Below are 19259 nucleotides of genomic sequence, written 5' to 3' on the forward strand. Positions count from 1 at the left end.
GTATTTTGTGATCAAAAGCACTTGACACCCGTGCCTTCGCCACATAAATTCACACTTTATTAAGGAAATAGCGATGACTGGGAGAAGCCCAATAAAGCTTGCGTTGCCATTAATCGCCATCGCGACCTTGGTGGGCTTTTCCTCGAAATCCCTTGCTCAGCAGTCTCAGGCTGCGGGCACTGCCGCTGCGCGCGCAGGCGCCCAGACGGCACGCGTTGCCAGTTCGGCAGCAGCCGGTGGCAGCACCGCCGGGACCGCCAGCGCGCTGGGGACTGGCATCGGCACGGCGGCGACGCTAGGGCCTGTCGCCACTTCCATGGCCGTGGTCGCTGCGGCGGCGGCCAACGCCGGCGGCAGCAACGGGACCGGCGGGACAGGCGGCACCAATGGGACCGGCGGCACGACCGGCACCACCCAGTAAGCCGCACCCTCCAGAACCACCTCAGTGCATAAGTCTGCCCGTTGGGGCTCCCCGGCGGGCTTTGTGTGTGGCATCAACAAATCAATAGGTCTGCGCGACATGGCGTTTGCAACAGGGTTGGCACGTCTTGGGGTGGTCACTTGCGTGACCGCTTTCGGCTTGAGCGGTTGTGTCTGGGCACCCGGGCAGCACATGAGCCGCCCGGACGCGGGTCCCGACGGCACCGCGGTGGTCGGCAACGACCACATCGAGCTGACGCCCATCACGCCCAAGCTGCTGGCCATGGACGCCGCCGCGCGCAGCGCCCCTGTGATGCCCGCCGCGCTGGCCAACTACCGGCCCGGCGATTACCAAGTCGGCGCAGGCGACCTGCTCTATATCACCGTCTGGGACCACCCGGAACTGACCGTGCCGGCCGGCTCGCAGCAGCAGCTCGGTGCCGCCGGGCGTCTGGTGCAGTCGGATGGGACCCTGTTCTATCCCTACATCGGCAAGCTGCAGGCCGCCGGCCTCAACCTGGGCCAGCTGCGTGACGTAATCACCAGCAAGCTGGCGCGCTTCGTCGAATCGCCGCAGGTTGACGTCTCGGTGCTGACCTATGCCAGCCAGCGCGTCTGGATCACCGGCGCGGTCCGCACCTCGGCCGCGGTGCCGCTGACGGTGGTGCCACTCACCCTGAGCGACGCCATCAGCCAGGCCGGATTCGATCCAGTCAATGCCGACCTGTCCGGGCTTCAGCTGACCCGCGATGGCGTCACCTACACCATCGATCTGAGCCAGCCCAGCCTGGGCACGGTCTACCTGAAGAACGACGACCGCCTGTACGTGCCGTTCCTGGACACCAAGGAGCTGTTCGTTATGGGTGAGGTCAACGAGCCGGGCGCGCAGAGCTTCAAGATCGGCTCAAGTACGTTGAGCCAAGCCTTGGGCCGCGCCCGCGGGCTGATCCAGACCACCTCCAACGGCAAGGCGGTCTACGTAATCCGCGGGGCCAAGGACCTGCAGGAGAAGCCTTCGGCCGTCTACCAGCTTGACGCCGATTCGCCCGCCGCCTTCGCGCTGGCCAGCCAGTTCCAGTTGCTGCCAGGCGACGTGGTCTTCGTGGGCGCCGCCGGGGTCACGCGCTGGAGCCGCTTCGTGAACCAGCTGCTGCCCTTCACCGGCATCATCAGCAACGCCGCCAGTGCGCGCAGCGATCTGTCCAACTCCAACTGATCCGGGAACTGGCAGGCAGCGGAAGACCAGCATGTGCGCGAATCTGGGACGCGCCGGGACCCTCATCGGCCTTGGCCTGACGGCCCTGTTGCTGGCCCTGGCCGGCTGCAGTTCGGCGCCCGGCCCGCGCTTGGGCGGGCTGTTGCCAGCCCATCGCTTTCAGCCCACAGCCGAGCAGGTGGCCAGCACGCCGTATGCGCAGATCCTGGTGGAAGGCCCGCTTGGAAACGCACTGATGGTGCTGGGCAACGACGATGCCGGGCTCACTTCCTGGTACAGCAACGACCGCCGCGCGATCTTTCTGCGCGACGAACTGCTGGTCGGCACAGAAGGTCAGCCGCAGGACGCGATGGACATGCGCATCGAAGGCGCGAATCCGTTCCGTCAATTGTCCACCCTGAAAGGGCCGGCCACGGTGCAGCGCCGCTATGACTGGCGGCCCGGCTATCGCTACGGAGTGCCGGTGACCGGCACCCTGCGTCGCATGGGGACACGGCAGATCACGGTCCTGGGCCAGGCACTCAGCCTGGATTATTTCGAAGAAGCGCTGCGTGGTGACGGGGTCAATGCTGTGAACGCCTACTGGGCCGAGCCTGGTACCGGGCAGATCGTCCGCAGCCGGCAGCTGGTGGCGCCCGGAATCAGCCTGCAGATCACCATGCTCAAGGCCTATCGGCCGCTGGTGCAGCCTTGAGCCGGGGTTTGCGCGCATTGCTGCTGACCACGCTGGCAATCGCCCCGACCTTGGCATGCGCGCAGGTGCTGCACGTCCAGGTGGACGGCGCCGTGGCCGCGCCCGGCGCGCGCGTGCTGCCCGCAGACACCCGACGCGCCGAGTTGCTCTTGGAGGCTGCGCCCAGGCCCGATGCCTACATGGTCGGCGCAGCACTGTTGCAGACCGGCAACGTACTGGAACAGACCCGGCTCAAGGCCGGCCTCCTCTACGACCTGCAGGCCATCGCACAGCTGGATGACCCGGCGCTATCCATGGCCGCCACCGCGCTGCAGGCCTGGCTGGTCGGACTGCCTGTGTCCGGCCGCGCCGTCGGCGTGCAACTGGAGCCGCGCCGCGTGGAACTAGTGGAAGGCGCCAACCAGAAGCTCCAGGACGGTGACCGGTTCGTCTATCCGACCCGCCCGGACAGCATCCAGGTGGTGGGCGCGGTGGCCCAGCCCTGCGCCCTGCCCCACGTGCCGCAGCAGGACGCCGCGCGCTACCTGCGCGATTGCCCTGCCGGCGCCGGGGCGGATCCGGACACCGTCTTCGCCATCCAACCCGACGGCGTGGTGCAGACGTTGGGCGTGGCCGCCTGGAACCGCAGCAATCCTCAACCGCTGGCGCCCGGGGCGGTCCTTTTCGTGCCACTGGTGCAGCAACGGGTGTCTAAGATCGATCCGCTCTTCAACGCGCAGGTTGCCCAGTTCCTGGCCACCCAAGTGCTGCCCGCCCCCGGGGCCGGCACGCCATGAGGCGACTGGCCACCACCCGCCTGCACCGCCAGCTGCTGCTGGCCCTCGGCCTGGCCGGCAGCGGTGCGGCGCACGCCCAGTTGGCCCCCTCGCCGACCCAGAGCGACTGGGGCGGCACCGGCCTGCTGCAGATGCCGGGTGCACACATGGCCGAGCAGGGCGAGCTGAGCTTCAGTGCCAGCCACGTCTCGCCCTACAGCCGTTACAACGTCGCCCTGCAGCCGTTTCCATGGCTGGAGGGAACCTTCCGCTACACCTCGATCTCCAACCGCGGCTACGGCCCGGCCGACACCAGTGGCACCCACCACTACAAGGACAAATCGATCGATGTGAAGCTGCGCCTGTGGCAGGAAAGCCACTGGCTGCCGGAAGTCGCGCTCGGGATCCGCGATATCGGCGGCACCGGACTGTTCGCAGGCGAATACCTGGTGGCCAGCAAGCGCATCGGGCCGTTCGACGTGACCGTCGGCGCTGCCACCGGCTACATGGGCAACCGCGGCGACATCGGCAATCCACTGGGCGTACTCGACGACCGCTTCAAGACTCGACCAGATTCAGGAACGGCGACGGGCAATTTCAGCGGGTCCTCGATGTTCCGTGGACGCGTAGGCCTGTTCGGCGGCATCGCCTACCAGACACCCTGGGCGCCCCTGCAGCTGAAGCTCGAGGTCGACGGCAACGATTACCAGCATGAGCCGCAAGACAACAACCAGCGCCAGAGCACGCCGATCAATGCGGGCCTGGTGTACTCACTCAATCGCGGCGTGCAGATCGGACTAGGCTGGGAGCGCGGTCAGGAAGTGATGGCCAGCATCACTTTCCACAGCAACCTAGGCACTGCACGCGCCTATCCCAAGCTACTCGATCCGCCGCCCGTGCCGATGGCCGCCCCACGCGCAGCGGATGCGCGAGGGCAGGTGCAGGCGGGCCGTTATCGCGACGCCGCCGAACAAGTCCAAGCCCAGCGCGCCCAGACGTTGGAAGCCATGTCGGCCATTGACTGGAGCGGGGTCGCCCAACGCCTGCATGACAACGCCGGAATCGACGTCCAGCAGATCGCGGTGCGTGGGCGTGAACTAGTGGTCACTGGCGAACAAAACCGCTTCTTCTATCCAGCGACCGGGTTGGGGCGCGCTGCGCGCGTACTGGACAGCCGGTCCAATGGCCAGGTCGACTGGTTCACCGTGGTCAACACTCGCGTCGGCTTACCCTTGGGCGAGCTCAGCATCGGCCGCGACGCGCTGCAGTCCTACCTGCAGCACGACGCTGACTTGAAGACCTTGGCGCTGTCGACCGAGGCGACCGACGTAAGCAGCCAGCAACGCGACGTGCTGTATCGCGCTCCCATTAATCGCTTCCAGAACAGTCTGTCACCAGGATTCAAGCAGGTACTGGGCGGACCCAATGGCTTCCTCCTCTATCAGATCAGCGCTGACTACGACGCGACTTTTTTCTTTACACGCAGCATCTGGCTCTCTGGCACCGTTAGCGCCAACCTGCTGAACAACTTCGACAGGTTCACTTACGACGCGCCAAGCAATCTGCCGCGAGTGCGCAGCTACATGCGGCAGTATCTGACCACCTCGGACATCACCCTGCCCAACCTGCAGCTGACTGCGGCGCATCGGCTGAGCAATAGCTGGTACGGGATGGCCTACGGCGGCCTGCTGGAATCGATGTTCGCAGGTGTTGGCGGGGAAGTGCTCTATCGTCCATACGGCGAACGTTGGGCCGTCGGTGCCGAGCTCAACCAGGTAACGCAACGCGGATTCGATCAGCGCTTTGACATGCGCGGGTATCACATCGCCACAGGACATCTTTCCGGCTACTACGCCTTTGGCGATACCCAGCGCACGGTCGTCTCGCTCAGCGCCGGGCGCTACCTGGCTGGCGATCTTGGCGCCACGCTCAACATCGGCCGGGTGTTCGCCAACGGCGTGACGATGGGTGCCTACGCGACCAAGACCAATGTTTCTTCGGCAGAGTACGGCGAAGGCAGTTTCGACAAGGGCATCTATTTTTCCGTGCCGATGGACCTTCTGCTACCCCGCTCGACGCGTGGACGAGCGACGGTGGTGTGGGCGCCATTGACCCGCGACGGCGGTGCAAAACTGAACCGTCAATACTCGCTGTATCAGCTCACCAGCGAGCGGGACACGGACCTCCTGTGGGACAACCTGGATCAGGTGGGGCAGTAGATCGCGAGCAGCCGCCCGAATTCCGCTACAGAAGCTGGACTACGCTCGAGCGATCCGTCGGGTCCTAGCATCCTTTGGTATAAAAAATTCAGCGGAAGTTAGTTTCTTAATAGGGGCTCACCGTTGAACCGGTCACACTTTATGGTTAGTGTTGCGATCAGGATTTGCTGCACTGCGGCATGGCCCTCGATCCCGCATCGACGTCATCCGTGTTCTGGTTGCGCGCCGATCCAATTGAGATGTAAGGCCGACTGAGCTCTCATCCCCGAATCAATTCGGCAGGGGCTGGGCAACGGTGAAACAAGGAAGACAGACATCCTTTTGGATATCTGAACAGGGGGAAGGGCTTTGTTTATTCCATTTGGCCGAGAGTCCAGCTTCGGCGGAAGGACGGTGACCACGTCCACAGCGATGTTCGAGTTTCTGCTTCGACTGGCAGACCTCGTCTGTTTGTCAGTGGGCGGTGTAATCGCGTACCGATGGCAGTTTGGAAGTTTCGATCTCGACCAGCCCTTTTACTGGCCTGCGATTCTGTGCTCGCTGCTGTTCGGCATGATCCTGCTCAATGGCTCGACCCTGTATCACCAATGGCGGGGGCGCGCGTTGCGTAATGACGTTGCGCGTGTGGTCATCCTGTGGGTGGTGATGTTCATCGGCATGGCCCTGTATCGGTTTGCACTTGGACAGCTTGATGACCTGGCTTTCGGCTGGTGGTGCACTTGGTTCGTCCTGAGTCTGGGAACTGCGTGCACCACCCGTGTCTGGGTCCGGCATACCGGGACTTGGCTGCGCGCCAAAGGCGTCGATCGCACGACAGCCGTGATTGTGGGCGGGGGTCGCGACGCGGAGCGGCTGGTCCGCGCGCTTTCGCGTGAACGCTGGGCGGGCATCGACATCCTGGGCTGGTTCGACTCTCCGGGCGGATATCGCTACTTGGAGGATGTTCCGAAGCTAGGCGATGTCGAGGCTTTGGTGGAGTATGTCGACGCCCATCAGATCGATCAGGTCTGGATCGCGCTGCCCATGACCGCGCAGGCCGAAATCACCTCGGTCCTGAATCAGCTGCGCCATTCCACGGCCGACATCAAGTGCATCCCCGATTTCTTCGATGTCCGGATGCTTAATCACTCCGTAGAGAAGGTCGCTGGGCTCGCGGTGATCAACCTGCAGCAATCCCCTCACCAAGGGGCCGCGCGCCTGTTGAAGGACGTTGAAGACCGAGTACTGTCCGGCGCGATCCTGCTGATGATCTCTCCGCTGATGCTGATGATCGCAGCAGCGGTGAAGCTGTCTTCGCCAGGCCCGGTGTTCTACCGGCAGGAGCGCGTCAGCTGGAATGGGCGCAGCTTCAAGATGCTCAAGTTCCGTTCCATGCCTGTGGATGCGGAGTCCTCGACGGGCGCGGTATGGGCACGCTCGGGCGAGAGCCGGGCAACGGCTGTTGGCGCGTTCCTGCGCAAGACCAGCCTGGACGAGCTGCCACAGTTCATCAACGTGCTCAAAGGCGACATGTCCATCGTCGGCCCCCGGCCGGAACGGCCGATGTTCGTCGAGAAATTTCGCGAGGAAATCCCGGCATACATGCAGAAGCACATGGTGAAAGCCGGCATCACAGGATGGGCGCAAATCAATGGCTGGCGTGGCTCGACCGACCTGCAGCGTCGCATCGAGTGCGACCTCTATTACATCGAGAACTGGTCGCTCGCTCTCGATATCCGGATCATCTTCCTGACCCTGTTCAAGGGCTTCGTCCACCGCAATGCCTATTGATTCGCTCGCGCCATCAGTGCGCGCACAGGCAAGCCGATGAAAGTCGCCTTGGTCCATTACTGGCTGGTCGGCATGCGTGGGGGCGAGAAAGTCCTCGAGGCCCTCTGCGATCTCTACCCGCAGGCCGACATTTTCACACTGGTCGCTGATCGCTCGGCCTTGTCGGAGAAGCTGCTCCGGCATCGCATCACCACCTCGTTCCTGCAGAAGCTTGGCGGCGTGAAGCACTACCAGAAGATGCTGCCGCTGATGCCCTTCGCGCTGGAGTCCTTCGACCTGACCGGCTACGACCTGGTCATTTCCAGCGAGGCCGGTCCGGCCAAGGGCATCGTGCCCGGGCCCGGCGCGACCCACGTGTGCTATTGCCATTCCCCGATGCGCTACATCTGGGACCTCTACCCGGAATACCGCCGCGCCTCCGGTGCGCTGACCCGCGCGGCCATGTCGGTCACCGCGCCGATCCTGCGCCAGTGGGATGTCACCACCTCGCACCGGGTCGACCATTTCATCGCCAACTCGCGCTACGTTGCCCAGCGCATCAACAAGTACTACCGGCGCGAGGCCAGCGTCATCCACCCGCCGGTGGACCTTGCCAGATTCAAGGCCAGCGATACGCTGGGCGACTATTACCTGTGCGCCGGCCAGATCACGCCCTACAAACGGGTGGAGATCGCCGTGGAGGCCTGTACCCGCCTGGGCCGCAAGCTGGTGGTGCTGGGCTCGGGCGCGAGCGAGCAGCTCAAGCGGATGGCCGGGCCGACGGTGAGCTTCGTCGGACGGGTCAGCGATGCGGAGATGGCCCGGCATTTCTCCGAATGCAAGGCGCTGCTGTTCCCCGGCGTGGAGGACTTCGGGATCATCCCGCTGGAAGTCATGGCCAGTGGCCGCCCGGTCATCGCCTATGCGCGTGGCGGGGCAACTGAAACGGTCATCGACGGCAAGACCGGCATCCTGTTCGAGGCCCAGACCGCCGATTCGCTGATGGCCGCCATCGAGCGCTTCGAGGGCGAAGCCGCGTTTTCACCGCAGGCGCTACAGGACCATGCGCGGCAATTCGACACCTCGGTGTTCCTGCGCTGCCTGGCCGCGTTTTTCGACGGCATCGGCCGGCCCGGCGCGGCGACCCTGTCGCCAGAACCAGAGGGCGCCGCGCGGCCGGCCGCCTGATGGAACTGCTCCCCATCTTGATCTTCTGGGCGTGTGCGGCGTGGGGCTTGGTCTCCCGGCGTCCTGTCCTGCTGTACATGTTCTTCGCGACGATGCCGCTTGGCGCGTTCGCGGCGATCCCGCCGGGGATGAGCGGCGGCATGAACTTCACCCCGTCGCCGCTGGTGGCGCTGCTGCTAACCGCGCGGGTGTTTTCCGGCCAGAAGGAGATCGCCTCGGCACTGGTCATGGGCGCGCGCCCGGCCGGAATGCTGCTGCTGACGCTGTTCTGGATCGTGGCCGGGTTCGCCACCCTGCTCATGCCGACCTTGTTCGCCGGCACCCGGATCGTGCCGGTACGCATCACCGGGTTCATGCAGACCGAGCCGCTAATGGCCAACATGCAGAACGTCTCGCAGTTCGCCTACCTGTCGATCTCGATCATCACGGTGTTCTGCTTCGCGCGCCTGCTGTCCTCCGAACAGCGCCGCGTTCAGGCCGTACGCGGAGTCTGGGTCGGCGCGGCCGCCACCGCCGTGACCGGGCTGCTGGACCTGGCCGGCACCTACGTGCCGCTGGAGCCGGTGCTGGGGCTGTTCCGCACCGCCGGCTATTCGCTGCTGACCGATGCGGCCACCGTTGGCGGCGGCAAGCGCATCGTCGGCCTGATGCCGGAGGCCTCGTCCTTCGGCGCGCTGTGCGTGCTGCTCCTGAGCCTGCTGTACTTCCTGCGCGGCACGCTGCCGGTCGGCAGGATGCGCCGGTGGACGCCGGCCCTGCTGCTGGTCCTGCTGGCCATGACCTGGCTGTCGACCTCGTCCTCCGCTTACGTCGGCCTGGGTGTGCTGGCCGTGGCAGCGGGCGCCGAATGGGCCTGGCGTGCATTCGGCCAGGCCTGGAACCACCGCATCTCGCGCGCCACTCGCCGCGAGTTCGCGATGTGCGTGCTGCTGGTGGTGGCCTGCATCGGCGGGCTGCTACTGATGCCCTCAGTGCAGGCCTCGATCTGGCAGCTGATCGACGCCAGCATCTTCCAGAAGAGCACCTCCAGCAGTTACGAGGAACGCAGCATGTGGACCGCCGTGTCCTGGGAGGCGCTGCTGACCACGCACGGGCTCGGGGTGGGCGTGGGTGGCACCCGCGCCTCCAACTTCCTGGTCGCACTGGCCAGCAATACCGGCTTCCTTGGTGCAGCGCTATACCTGGTCTTCGTGGCCACCACCCTGGCCCGACGCGGCCGTGCCGACGATCCGACCGGCAGGGCGATCCTGCGCGGGCTACGCTGGTCTTATGTACCAGCCTTCGCCTGCGCGATCCTGGCCGGGACCGCGGCTGACTTCGGCCTGGCCAATGCCTTCATCTACGGTCTTGCGTACGCGGCTGCGCGCGCGAACAGCAGCTCATTGAATCGTCTTGCGCCTGATGGACGGGAATATTCCGCATTAGTGGTACCCCTTCATGGGCGCTGAGCGACAAGGCAGCCACGGCAGGACCGTCAGCGCTGGCGCATGGACGGTGGGATCTCGCCTGACGGCAAAGTTGATCGACATGGTGACGCTGCTTTGTCTTGCGCGCTTTCTCGGTCCTGCCGATTTCGGCCTGGTCGCCATGGCCATGGCCTTGATTTCCATCATCGAGGCGATCCTCGAACTTCCACTTTCCACGGCCCTGATCCGATCAGAGGCGATCGATCGCACATTGCTCAACACCGCCTTCACCTTGGGGCTGGTGCGCGGCTTGGCCATCACTGCGTTGCTGTGCTGCGTCGCCTGGCCGTTGGCCAGCTTCTACGGCGAACCCAGGTTGGCGCTGTTGGTCTGCGCGCTGGCACTGGCACCGACGATGCGGGGCATTGCCAGTCCGCGGATGGTGGAGTTCGCGCGCAACTACGACTTCCGCCGCGATGCGGTCATCGAAGTCAGTGGGAAACTGATCGCTGCAATTGTGGCGATCGTCGTCGCACTGACTGCCGACAGCTACTGGGCCATCGCCCTCAACACCATTCTCGCGCCCACCGTCACCACCTTGCTGTCCTACGTGCTGGTTCCCATGCGACCAAGACTGTCCCTGGCGGCCTGGTCCCACTTCGCCAACTTGATCGGGTGGAACTTCATCTCTCAGATTGGTAGCGCGATCAGCTGGCAGCTCGACAGGCTGCTGCTCCCGCGCTTCATGGATACCCGGCAGTTTGGCCAGTACAGCATGGCGGTCAACCTCAACGCTCTGCCACAACAATCGCTGGTTGTCCCATTGCAGAGCCCATTGATGGTGACGTTCTCCAAGAGTGCACCTGGGGAGCAGGTCGCCCGGACCTACCTCACCACGATCAGTGCATTGATGCTCGTCATGGCACCGGTGTTCGTGATGATGAGCGTCTGGGCGGAGCCGATCGTCAGGATCGTGCTGGGACCCCAATGGCAACACGCTGCTGAACTGCTTCGATGGCTGGCAGTGATCCAGCTGCTGTCTGTCCCGACCATTCCTCTGGCCGCCCTGGCCGTGGTTCGAGACCGTACGAAGCTGGTCGCACTGAGGACCTTCACCGAGTTGGCCGTCAAGCTCCCCGTGATGCTCATCGGTATTCACTATCTTGGCGTCATGGGCGCCGTGCTGGGCAATGCATGCGGGCTGCTGACTGCCATGCTGGTCTGCATGGTGCTTGCTCGAAAGCTTGCGTCCACTGGCATGCTGGCTCAACTGGGTGCTTGCCTGCCCGCGCTGATCGCCGTACTGCTGGCGTCATCGGCGCTGTTTCTGGGCGCGGCAACGCTAAAGACGCACAGCGAAGTGGCAACAATCGCCCTGATGTCCACCTTCGGCTTGGCCTACCTCGGCATCTACCTGACCATCATCTATCTCATCTGGTGGCGAGCCGGTAAGCCTCTCGGACCTTCTTCCTTCCTCTTCGAACAGCTTGGACGCATGATCGAACACTTTATCCGCTTTGGACGCCAGCTCATGGCGGGGAGAACCGCATGAACCTGCAGGGCACCACACAGGGATCGGCGCGACGGATCAGCTTCAACGGTAAGTTTCTAACCAGTACGCATGCGTCCACGGGCGTGCAGCGTGTCGCCCAGCAGCTGATCGTAGCCTTGGATCAACTACTCGTTGAAAACCAACACCTTGCGAGCAAGCTCGATGTGCAGCTCATCGTTCCCGGCGACGAAACACGCGCCATCACGCTTGGCGCGATCCGAATCTCCGGCTCCAGCCGTTTCAGCCGTTGGTTCAAGAGCATCCCGTGGGAGCACTTGGTGCTGCCCATCCGAGCGCGTGGTTCGACGCTCATCAACCTCTGCAACCTCGGTCCAGTCGCTAAATTCAATGCGTACACGATGATGCACGATGCGCAGGTCCACTCTTCGCCAGCTTCATATTCGTGGAAGTTCGCCACTTGGTATAGGCTGATTCAGCCGATGCTCGGCCGTGCCAACCGCCGCATCCTGACTGTCTCGCACTTTTCGAAGAAGCAGCTGGTCCAGTACCGGGTCGCCGACGCTGACCGAATCTCGGTAATCCACAACGGCTGCGACCACGTGCTGGAAATCCAGCAAGATACAGACATCCTCCAGCGCCTCGCACTACAGCCAGGGCGCTACGTCGTGGCCCTGTCGACGTTGCAGGCTCACAAGAACATCCCGGTGCTGCTGCGCGCTTTCGCCGACCCTCGTCTGGCAGAGATCACACTGGTACTCTTCGGCTCCATCTCGCGCACCGATTTCGAGCGCAGTGGCCATGCGGTCCCGCCCAGCACGGTGTTCCCAGGTCGCCTGACCGATGAGCAGATGACGGGCCTGATCGCCAACGCCGGCGCCTTCGCTTTCCCGTCGCTGACCGAAGGATTTGGATTGCCCCCGTTGGAAGCCATGGCCTTGGGCTGCCCGGTAGTCGCAGCGCCCTGCGGGGCGCTGCCGGAAACGTGTGGCGATGCCGCCGTTTATGCCGATGCAGGCCGTGCTGATGCCTGGGTTGACGCTCTCGCAAGCATAATCTCCGACCCAGCTCTGGCTGATGGCCTGCGTGCGAAGGGACGGGCTCATGCCAGCGATTTCAGCTGGCGGCGGGCTGCCTACGCACTCCTTGAACTCATCCTGCCCGAATCCCGCCTGTGTGTAGCTGACCACGCCGCCCATGTTGGCGGCGCGATTCATCCGCAAGCGACTTCCCCGCAATGAACCGGGCCTCCCTCTTGAACAACGAAGGACCACGCGCGTGACCCAACCGCACCTCACCATCGCCGTGGGCATCGCCACCGCGGGCCGCCGCGAGGTCCTGGCCGAAGTCATCGAATGGCTTGGCAAGCAAGACACGCTGCCTGACGAATTCCTGATCTGCCCGGCGTCAGAAGCCGACGTGGACTTAGAGGGCCTGGCCCATTACCCCAAGCCGATCCGCGTCGTCCCCGGCCCGACTGGTCTTCCCGCACAACGCAACACGCTGTTAGCGGCCACCCAAGCCGATGTCATCGTGTTCTTCGACGACGACTATGTGCCCAAAACCGATTTTATCGAGGAGACCCGTCGCTTTTTCCAGGCCCATCCTCGCGCAGTGGTGGCTACTGGCTATGTTCTGGCCGACGGCATCCTCGGCCCGGGCCTGAGCCTGGACGAGTCGCTCGCGATCCTCCGCGCCGACAAGGATTTCGACGCGACCGAGGTTTTGGACGACACCTATAATGCCTACGGGTGCAACATGGCGCTGCGCATGGCACCAGTGCGCGAGCACGCCCTGCGCTTCGACGAGATGTTGCCGTTCTATGCCTGGCTCGAAGACGTGGACTTCTGCCGACAGCTTGCACCCCATGGCGCCATCCTGAAGACCAACCGGCTGCGCGGCGTGCACATGGGCACGAAGCGTTCTGGGCGCAGCTCGGGGCGACGCCTCGGCTACTCGCAGGTCGCCAACCCGGTCTACTTGGCCCGTAAGGGCACGATGGAATGGCAGCGCGCTACCTCGCAGATCTGCCGCAACATCGCTGCCAACGCGCTCAAGAGCTTCCGGGCCGAACCCTGGATTGACCGCAAGGGCAGGTTGCAAGGCAACCTTCAAGCACTGCGCGACCTGCTGACCTCCAGAATCTCGCCGATGAACATCACCAAGTTCTGAGGCGCGCCACCCACAACTTGATGCTCCAGGAAGTTACCGGCCCTGCCCTTTCAGCCCCCCGGCGTGCGGACCATGCAGCGATAGTTTGACCGCGATGCGCCACGAATTGGCATCAATCCGCAAGGCTCCAGATCGTGAGAGACCCATGGCCGCACTCTGCAAACGCGAACACCTGCTCATGATGGCCGCAAAGGACCGTCCGTGCGCTCCGCAAGCCAAGGACGCCACGCGATGGACAGCCCACGCATGAACCACTCAGACACGGTCGTTGCCGTTCAGGCACCCGCGCGGGTGCGGGCCGCGGTCCTGGTGGCACGCGGCTTCGGCATCGGCGGCTGGGATGTGAAGTACGCGTCTGGTGCCCTGGTCGGCACCAACGAGCGTATGGCTTATGGCTATTTCCATGCCGAGGCGTTCGGCATCGACGTCCACTATTCGGTCGATGCGCCCGAGAACGCCCTTGTCAAGTTGGCTCGCCTGGGCCTGCGCGCGATCCTGGGTTTCGACCTGGTCCACGCCTGGCGCAACCGCGCCCTGCTGCTGGCGGCGGACGTGATCTGGACGCACACCGAATCGCAGAGCCTGGCCGTCTGCGCGCTGCTGGCCCTGCTGCGGCCGGCGCGCCCGCCCAGGCTGCTGCTCCAGCAGGTCTGGCTGATCGACCGTTGGCCGCGGCTGACGCCACTGCATCGCTGGCTGTACCAGCGGCTTTTGCGGCGCGCGGACCTGCTCACTTTCCACTCCGAGATGAACCTGGCCAAGGCACGCACGCTGTTCCCCGGCCAGCGCTGCGAGCTGGTCCGCTTCGGCATCAACGCGAGTAACCCGGTCGCGCCCTCAGCCACGCCGTGGTCAGGGTCACTGCGGGTGCTATCGCTGGGCAACGACAGGCATCGCGACTGGCCGACCCTGCTGCAGGCCGTGGCTGATACGCCTGGGGCAGAGCTGCGGATTTTGTCCGGCTCGCTCCCGCCCAAGGCGGCCGGCGGCATGGCCAACGTCCAGATCGGCGCGGCCCGCACCCAACAAGCGCTGGAAGAAACCTATGCCTGGGCCGACCTGGTGGTGGTGCCACTGAAGGCCAACCTGCATGCCTCGGGTATCACCGTCATCCAGGAGGCCGTACTCAAGGGCCTCCCAGTGATCACAGCCGATGCCGGTGGCCTGGAGGCCTATTTCGGCGATGACTGCATCTGGTACTACCGCACCGGCGACGCCAACGCATTGCGCGAGACCATCGCACAGGTCCGCGCGCAGGCGCAGCGCCGCCTGGAGATGGCGCAGCGGGCGCAGGCGCACATGGGCGATGCAGGGCTCGGTTCGGTGGCGTACGCACGCCGCCACGCCGAGCTGTCGCGGGAGCTGCTGGAACAGCCGGCGCTGGTTTAAACAGGTGGCCCGGCCAGACGGCTGGGCCTGTACCGCATCACTTCGATACGACAGGACGTGGATCCAACATGCATATTCTCGTTTGCGGCGGCGCAGGTTATGTCGGAGCACACGCCGCGCTGGCTGCCACGCGCGCCGGCCACGACATTACCGTGCTGGACAATTTCAGCACCGGGCACCGCCCCGCGGTGCGCTGGGGACGCCTGGTGGAGGCGGACATCCTCAAGCCGGAGACACTCGATGCGGCCTTTGAACGGCCGGTAGATGCGGTCATGCATTTCTGCGCGCGTTCGCTGGTTGGCGAGTCCGTGCAAGAGCCGTATGCCTATTACGAGAACAACGTCATGGGCACGCTCAACCTGCTCCAGGCCATGCGCCAGCATGACGTGGGCAAGCTGGTGTTCTCCTCGACCGCTGCGATCTTTGGCAACCCCGTCAGCGCGCTGATCGACGAAGACCATCCAAAGGCGCCGATCAATCCCTACGGCGCCAGCAAGCTGATGGTGGAGCGCATCCTGGCCGACGCGGCGAGTGCCTACGGACTGCGTTCGACCTGCCTGCGCTACTTCAACGCCGCCGGCGCGGCCCCGGAGGAGGGCATCGGCGAATCGCACCAACCCGAGACCCACCTGATCCCCAACGTGCTGCGCGCGGCCTTGGGAACGGGGCCAGAGCTGAGGATCTTCGGCGACGACTACGACACCGTCGATGGCACCTGCGTGCGCGACTACGTGCATGTGCTCGACCTGGCCGACGCCCACCTGCGTGCGCTGGGACTGATGTCAGACGTGGACGGGGCGCATGCCTTCAACCTCGGCAACGGCCAAGGCTTCAGCGTCCGCCAAGTGCTCGAGGCCGGCCGTCAGGTCAGTGGACGCGAGATCCCCCACGTCCAGGCTGCCCGCCGCGACGGCGACCCCGCGGTACTGGTGGCCTCCAGCAGCAAGGCACGCTCGGTGCTGGGCTGGAACCCGGTCCATACCCAACTGGAAAGCATCATCGACAGCGCCTGGCGCTGGCACCAGGCGCAGGCGTATTGAGCCTGCGCTGCCCGGCCCTGCCAACATGACCGGCCGAGGTTGCCGCAAGCCCACCGCGACAGTGCGCAACACCGCTCCAGCATTCCCCCACGGAGACCGCCACCTTGAACGTCGCCCCGCCCACGCCATGCCACCATGCCGTCGTCTACTGCACCGACGCCGGCTTCCTGGTCCCCACGCTGGTATCGGCCCAGCAGGTCGCCAGGCAGGTCATGCCGGAGGGGATTGCCGACGTGATCATCATGATCAACGGCTTCACACCGGGCCAAGCCGAAGCGGTACTGGACCAGATCCAGCGGCTGGGACTGATCGGCATCGCGATGCCGGCTGTCGAACTGCCCGACACGGTGTCGTTCAACAAGACTCACGTGCCCCGGTCGGCGCTGGCCAGATTCTTGATTCCCGAGCACCTGCCGGCGCAGTACACGCACATCACTTACATCGATGGCGACACCCAGATCGTGGGCGACATCAGGCCCCTGGCCGTGCTGGAAGTGCCCGATGGGCGCATCGCCGCAGCGGGGGACAAGGCCTGGCTGGGCTACCACCTGCATGACCGCAGCCTGGGCCCGTACCTGCATGGACTGGGCCTGGAAAGCCAGGACGACTACTTCAACTCGGGCGTGTTCTCCATCTCCCGGGTGACGATGGAAACCCTGTTCCCGCAGGCGATGGCGTTCTTCCTCGCGCACTCCACCCTGTGCCGGTACCACGACCAGAGCGCGCTGAACGCCGTCTTCAAGGGGCGGCGGGACGTGCTGTCACCGCGCTACAACTGGATCAGCGACTACGCGCCGCTGGACATGGCCGGGCGCTTCAAGCCGGCCATCCTCCACTTCACCGGTGGCGGCAAGCCCTGGCAATACGCAGGCGCGCCGTGGAACGGCGTCTTCATGCCGCAGTACGCAGCGCTGGTGGACCAGTGGCCGGTGCTGAAACCGTTCGCGCCGCCCGCCTGGACCGAAGCGCAGAACCAGGAGGCCCGCGCCTCCAACGACCGCCGACTGCGTCTTTACCGAATCGCCTTTCCGATCAAGATCGCTCGCAAGTGGCGCTTCGTACGCCGCATGACCGCGGCGGACTTCATCCTCTCCTGAAATCCACCAGGGCCAGGCCCGTAGCGCGCCTGCCGGCAAACCTGCGCCGATCAGACGGGATCCCCACGGGGGCGCAATGCCTGGAAACTCGCCTTGCCGGGTGAGGCATCCACTGGCGGCCGGCTTTTAGTGCGCCACTCGAACCGTGAGACGGCTTGCCCGGCACCGGACAGCGCGGCGCCAAAGCGCGCCATCCACTGCTCGCTCGGCATCTGGGCAAAGGGCGAGGCCGTCACCGCCAGCGCCACGGCGAAGATCGGCACTAGGACCAGGCGCCGGGCAGGCGCCAGTGTGCAGTCACGTAAGGCCCAAAGTGCGTAAGCCGACACCATCCCCCCAAGCAGCGCTCCGGCGATCACTTCCGACGCCGGGTGCGCGCCGGTGCGGACCCGCGCCCAGCCCACCAGCACCGCCAGGATCGCGCCCAGCATCGCCGCCAGCGCGCGCACCGGGCGCCAGCGGCTAGGGAAGAACATCAAGGCCGCGAGCATCGGCCAGCACGACATCGCCAGCATGGTGTGGCCGCTGAAGCAGGTCAGGTCCCAGGCAGCGATGCCAGTGCCCCAGCCATAGAACGCCACCTTGCTGACCGCCACCAGGCCAATGCCCAGTCCCAACGCGGCCAACCAATGCAGCACTGGCCGACGTGCATCACGTTGGCCCCAAGCCAATAGCCCCGCCGCGCTGAAGATCAGCGGCAGCACCAAGGGAATGCCGCCCAGCTGCGTCAGCCATTGCCAGAGCAGCTGGAGAAGCGGCGACGTTACGGTCTGCATGCAGGACTCGGATCGAACTGGTCACCACGATATCAGCGAACTGCGCAGTTGCAGCGCTGCAGAACACACTCTCCGCAAACGCATCAAGTAGAAAGTCCAGCGGCTGCCGAACGGCTTCTATTTCATAAGCGACGGAAGCGACCGCAGCCCCGAGACGAAACGGCAGCACCTCCCTCTGGCTGGCATTGCCACATCGAATTGGGCATGCAATCGCCGCACTGAACGCGGCGGCGTCATGCTTTCCTGGCAGCAGGCCGGTCGCAATCGAAGCCCTGCAGACAGCGCGTGGTTCGCGTCTTGCAACGCTTTCAGTGATAATGCCGCGCTGTCGCCGGCCCAGCCGCGGCAGCACGCAGTCCCAAGCGCCTGTAGCTCAGCCGGATAGAGTAGTGGCTTCCGAAGCCATTGGTCGGGGGTTCGAATCCCTCCAGGCGCGCCAATTCCCCTCGTTTTCCAGCCGTTGCCTGCCGATGCCGCGGGCGATCTTTGCCTGTTCATCCGTGCCGTCACGTACTGCGCACGGCGGCGGGGCGAGGCTGGGGTCCCGGGGATGCTGGGTGTGTGTGATGCGACTGCTTTCGTCCACGCTGTATTTCTCGCTGGGACTGGCCATCGGTACGGTGATCAGCGATCTGGGTGCGGGCCATGCTTCAAGCGCTGACGTAGACACCAGCATGGGTGAGACCGTCGGCGGCCCGGTGCAGGCCGCGTCAGCGACGGCGAATCCCGCGCCCCTATCAGCCGATGGCCTTTCCGCGCCACGCCCGCGCGCGTCGACCGAGAGCTGCTACGGCCCGGCGCCGCGCTGCAGCCCGGAGGCAGGGCAGGCTGCCAAAAGCTGAGGCACGCGGCCGGCCCAACCCTGCTGGCCGCAAACCGGCCGGAGCATGGTCGCAAGGCGACCTGAGTGCTTGCGCAGACAGGGAAAGCTCCGCATAATGCGCGGCTCACTGCGTCCGGCACCTGCCGGATCAGGGTTGGGAAGCGCGATTCCCGGGCCGCCGGTAGTGGTTTCAACTCCCGCATCGCATGGCCTGGCCCGGTTTTCCGGGGTTGGCCGGGGCCGCCATCTCCCAGGCTATGGGCGATCAAAAATCATATCGAGGTGCACAGATGTCCCGTGTATGCCAAGTGTCCGGCAAGCGCGTGATGACGGGTAACAACGTCTCCCACGCCAACAACAAGACCCGTCGTCGTTTCCTGCCTAACCTGCATGAGCGCCGTTTCTGGGTGGCCAGCGAGAACCGCTGGGTCAAGCTGAAGGTTTCCGCGCACTCCCTGCGCACCATCGACAAGAACGGCATCGACTCCGTTCTGGCTGAGCTGCGTGCGCGCGGCGAAAAGATCTGAGGAGATAAGTCATGGCAGGCAAGCGCGACAAGATCCGTCTGATTTCGACAGCCGGTACCGGTCATTTCTATACGACCGACAAGAACAAGAAGAACACCCCGGGCAAGATGGAAATGAGCAAGTACGACCCGGTCGTGCGTAAGCACGTGCCTTACAAGGAAGGCAAGATCAAGTAATCGCAAGGCCTGCCCGCAGGCTCGCGTTACTCAAGAAGCCCGCCGCAAGGCGGGCTTTTTCGTGGGTGCCGGTCGTGGATCGGAATCGACCGCACCCGCTGC

At 64.7% G+C, this 19259-nt stretch carries 17 protein-coding genes and 1 tRNA gene; 17 read left to right on the top strand and 1 reads right to left on the bottom strand.

Annotated features, from left to right (window positions below):
- Positions 1–613 precede the first annotated feature (613 nt).
- From BMZ17_RS19430 to BMZ17_RS19490, 13 genes are all read left to right on the top strand, one after another.
- Positions 614–1636 carry a polysaccharide biosynthesis/export family protein gene (locus tag BMZ17_RS19430; protein ID WP_254775467.1) on the top strand — a complete coding sequence of 341 codons (1023 nt, stop codon included), beginning with the start codon at positions 614–616 and terminating at the stop codon, positions 1634–1636.
- 31 nt (positions 1637–1667) lie between these two features.
- Entirely contained in the window at positions 1668–2330 is a 663-nt protein-coding gene (locus BMZ17_RS19435; protein ID WP_093143636.1) for a YjbF family lipoprotein, read from the top strand.
- Positions 2327–3106 carry a capsule biosynthesis GfcC family protein gene (locus BMZ17_RS19440; protein ID WP_175485684.1) on the top strand — a complete coding sequence of 260 codons (780 nt, stop codon included), beginning with the start codon at positions 2327–2329 and terminating at the stop codon, positions 3104–3106. Before BMZ17_RS19435 ends, BMZ17_RS19440 begins: the two co-directional genes overlap by 4 nt.
- A complete protein-coding gene (locus BMZ17_RS19445; RefSeq protein ID WP_093143639.1) occupies positions 3103–5304 on the top strand; it encodes a YjbH domain-containing protein in 2202 nt (733 codons plus the stop codon). The genes BMZ17_RS19440 and BMZ17_RS19445 overlap by 4 nt, the downstream gene beginning before the upstream one ends.
- Before the next feature lie 411 nt (positions 5305–5715).
- Entirely contained in the window at positions 5716–7074 is a 1359-nt protein-coding gene (locus tag BMZ17_RS19450) for an undecaprenyl-phosphate glucose phosphotransferase (RefSeq protein WP_093143640.1), read from the top strand.
- 36 nt (positions 7075–7110) lie between these two features.
- A complete protein-coding gene (locus tag BMZ17_RS19455; protein WP_093143641.1) occupies positions 7111–8241 on the top strand; it encodes a glycosyltransferase in 1131 nt (376 codons plus the stop codon).
- Positions 8241–9689: a hypothetical protein gene (locus BMZ17_RS19460; RefSeq protein WP_093143642.1), complete on the top strand. Its 1449-nt coding sequence runs from the start codon at positions 8241–8243 to the stop codon at positions 9687–9689. The genes BMZ17_RS19455 and BMZ17_RS19460 overlap by 1 nt, the downstream gene beginning before the upstream one ends.
- Positions 9679–11199 (top strand): oligosaccharide flippase family protein, encoded by a 1521-nt coding sequence (locus tag BMZ17_RS19465; RefSeq protein ID WP_093143643.1) that lies wholly within the window; start codon positions 9679–9681, stop codon positions 11197–11199. The genes BMZ17_RS19460 and BMZ17_RS19465 overlap by 11 nt, the downstream gene beginning before the upstream one ends.
- The gene (locus tag BMZ17_RS19470) at positions 11196–12398 is read left to right on the top strand and encodes a glycosyltransferase family 4 protein (protein WP_093143644.1); all 1203 of its coding nucleotides are present in this window, start codon (positions 11196–11198) and stop codon (positions 12396–12398) included. Before BMZ17_RS19465 ends, BMZ17_RS19470 begins: the two co-directional genes overlap by 4 nt.
- Positions 12399–12435: 37 nt before the next feature.
- Positions 12436–13329, top strand: a complete 894-nt coding sequence (locus BMZ17_RS19475; protein WP_217645858.1) for a glycosyltransferase family 2 protein — start codon at positions 12436–12438, stop codon at positions 13327–13329.
- 246 nt (positions 13330–13575) lie between these two features.
- The gene (locus tag BMZ17_RS19480) at positions 13576–14718 is read left to right on the top strand and encodes a glycosyltransferase family protein (RefSeq protein WP_217645860.1); all 1143 of its coding nucleotides are present in this window, start codon (positions 13576–13578) and stop codon (positions 14716–14718) included.
- Positions 14719–14786: 68 nt separating this feature from the next.
- Positions 14787–15758: a UDP-glucose 4-epimerase GalE gene (gene galE / locus BMZ17_RS19485; protein ID WP_093143658.1), complete on the top strand. Its 972-nt coding sequence runs from the start codon at positions 14787–14789 to the stop codon at positions 15756–15758.
- Positions 15759–15862: 104 nt separating this feature from the next.
- A complete protein-coding gene (locus BMZ17_RS19490) occupies positions 15863–16855 on the top strand; it encodes a glycosyltransferase family 8 protein (RefSeq protein WP_093143660.1) in 993 nt (330 codons plus the stop codon).
- Positions 16856–16905: 50 nt separating this feature from the next.
- On the opposite strand, the gene BMZ17_RS19495 is transcribed toward BMZ17_RS19490, so the two are convergent.
- The gene (locus tag BMZ17_RS19495) at positions 16906–17631 is read right to left on the bottom strand and encodes a phosphatase PAP2 family protein (RefSeq protein WP_093143662.1); all 726 of its coding nucleotides are present in this window, start codon (positions 17629–17631) and stop codon (positions 16906–16908) included.
- 362 nt (positions 17632–17993) lie between these two features.
- Here BMZ17_RS19495 and BMZ17_RS19500 point away from each other — a divergent pair.
- From BMZ17_RS19500 to rpmG, 4 genes are all read left to right on the top strand, one after another.
- Positions 17994–18070: transfer RNA gene (locus BMZ17_RS19500), tRNA-Arg, on the top strand.
- A 127-nt stretch (positions 18071–18197) separates the two neighbouring features.
- Positions 18198–18473, top strand: coding sequence for a hypothetical protein (locus BMZ17_RS19505; RefSeq protein WP_093143664.1), 276 nt, complete (start codon positions 18198–18200; stop codon positions 18471–18473).
- Between the two features lie 271 nt (positions 18474–18744).
- On the top strand, positions 18745–18981 hold the full coding sequence (gene rpmB, locus BMZ17_RS19510) for a 50S ribosomal protein L28 (protein WP_014159265.1): 237 nt from the start codon (positions 18745–18747) through the stop codon (positions 18979–18981).
- Between the two features lie 11 nt (positions 18982–18992).
- Positions 18993–19157 carry a 50S ribosomal protein L33 gene (rpmG, locus tag BMZ17_RS19515; protein ID WP_093143674.1) on the top strand — a complete coding sequence of 55 codons (165 nt, stop codon included), beginning with the start codon at positions 18993–18995 and terminating at the stop codon, positions 19155–19157.
- Positions 19158–19259: the final 102 nt, after the last annotated feature.

Source organism: Pseudoxanthomonas sp. GM95, assembly GCF_900109775.1.
Lineage (GTDB): Bacteria > Pseudomonadota > Gammaproteobacteria > Xanthomonadales > Xanthomonadaceae > Pseudoxanthomonas_A.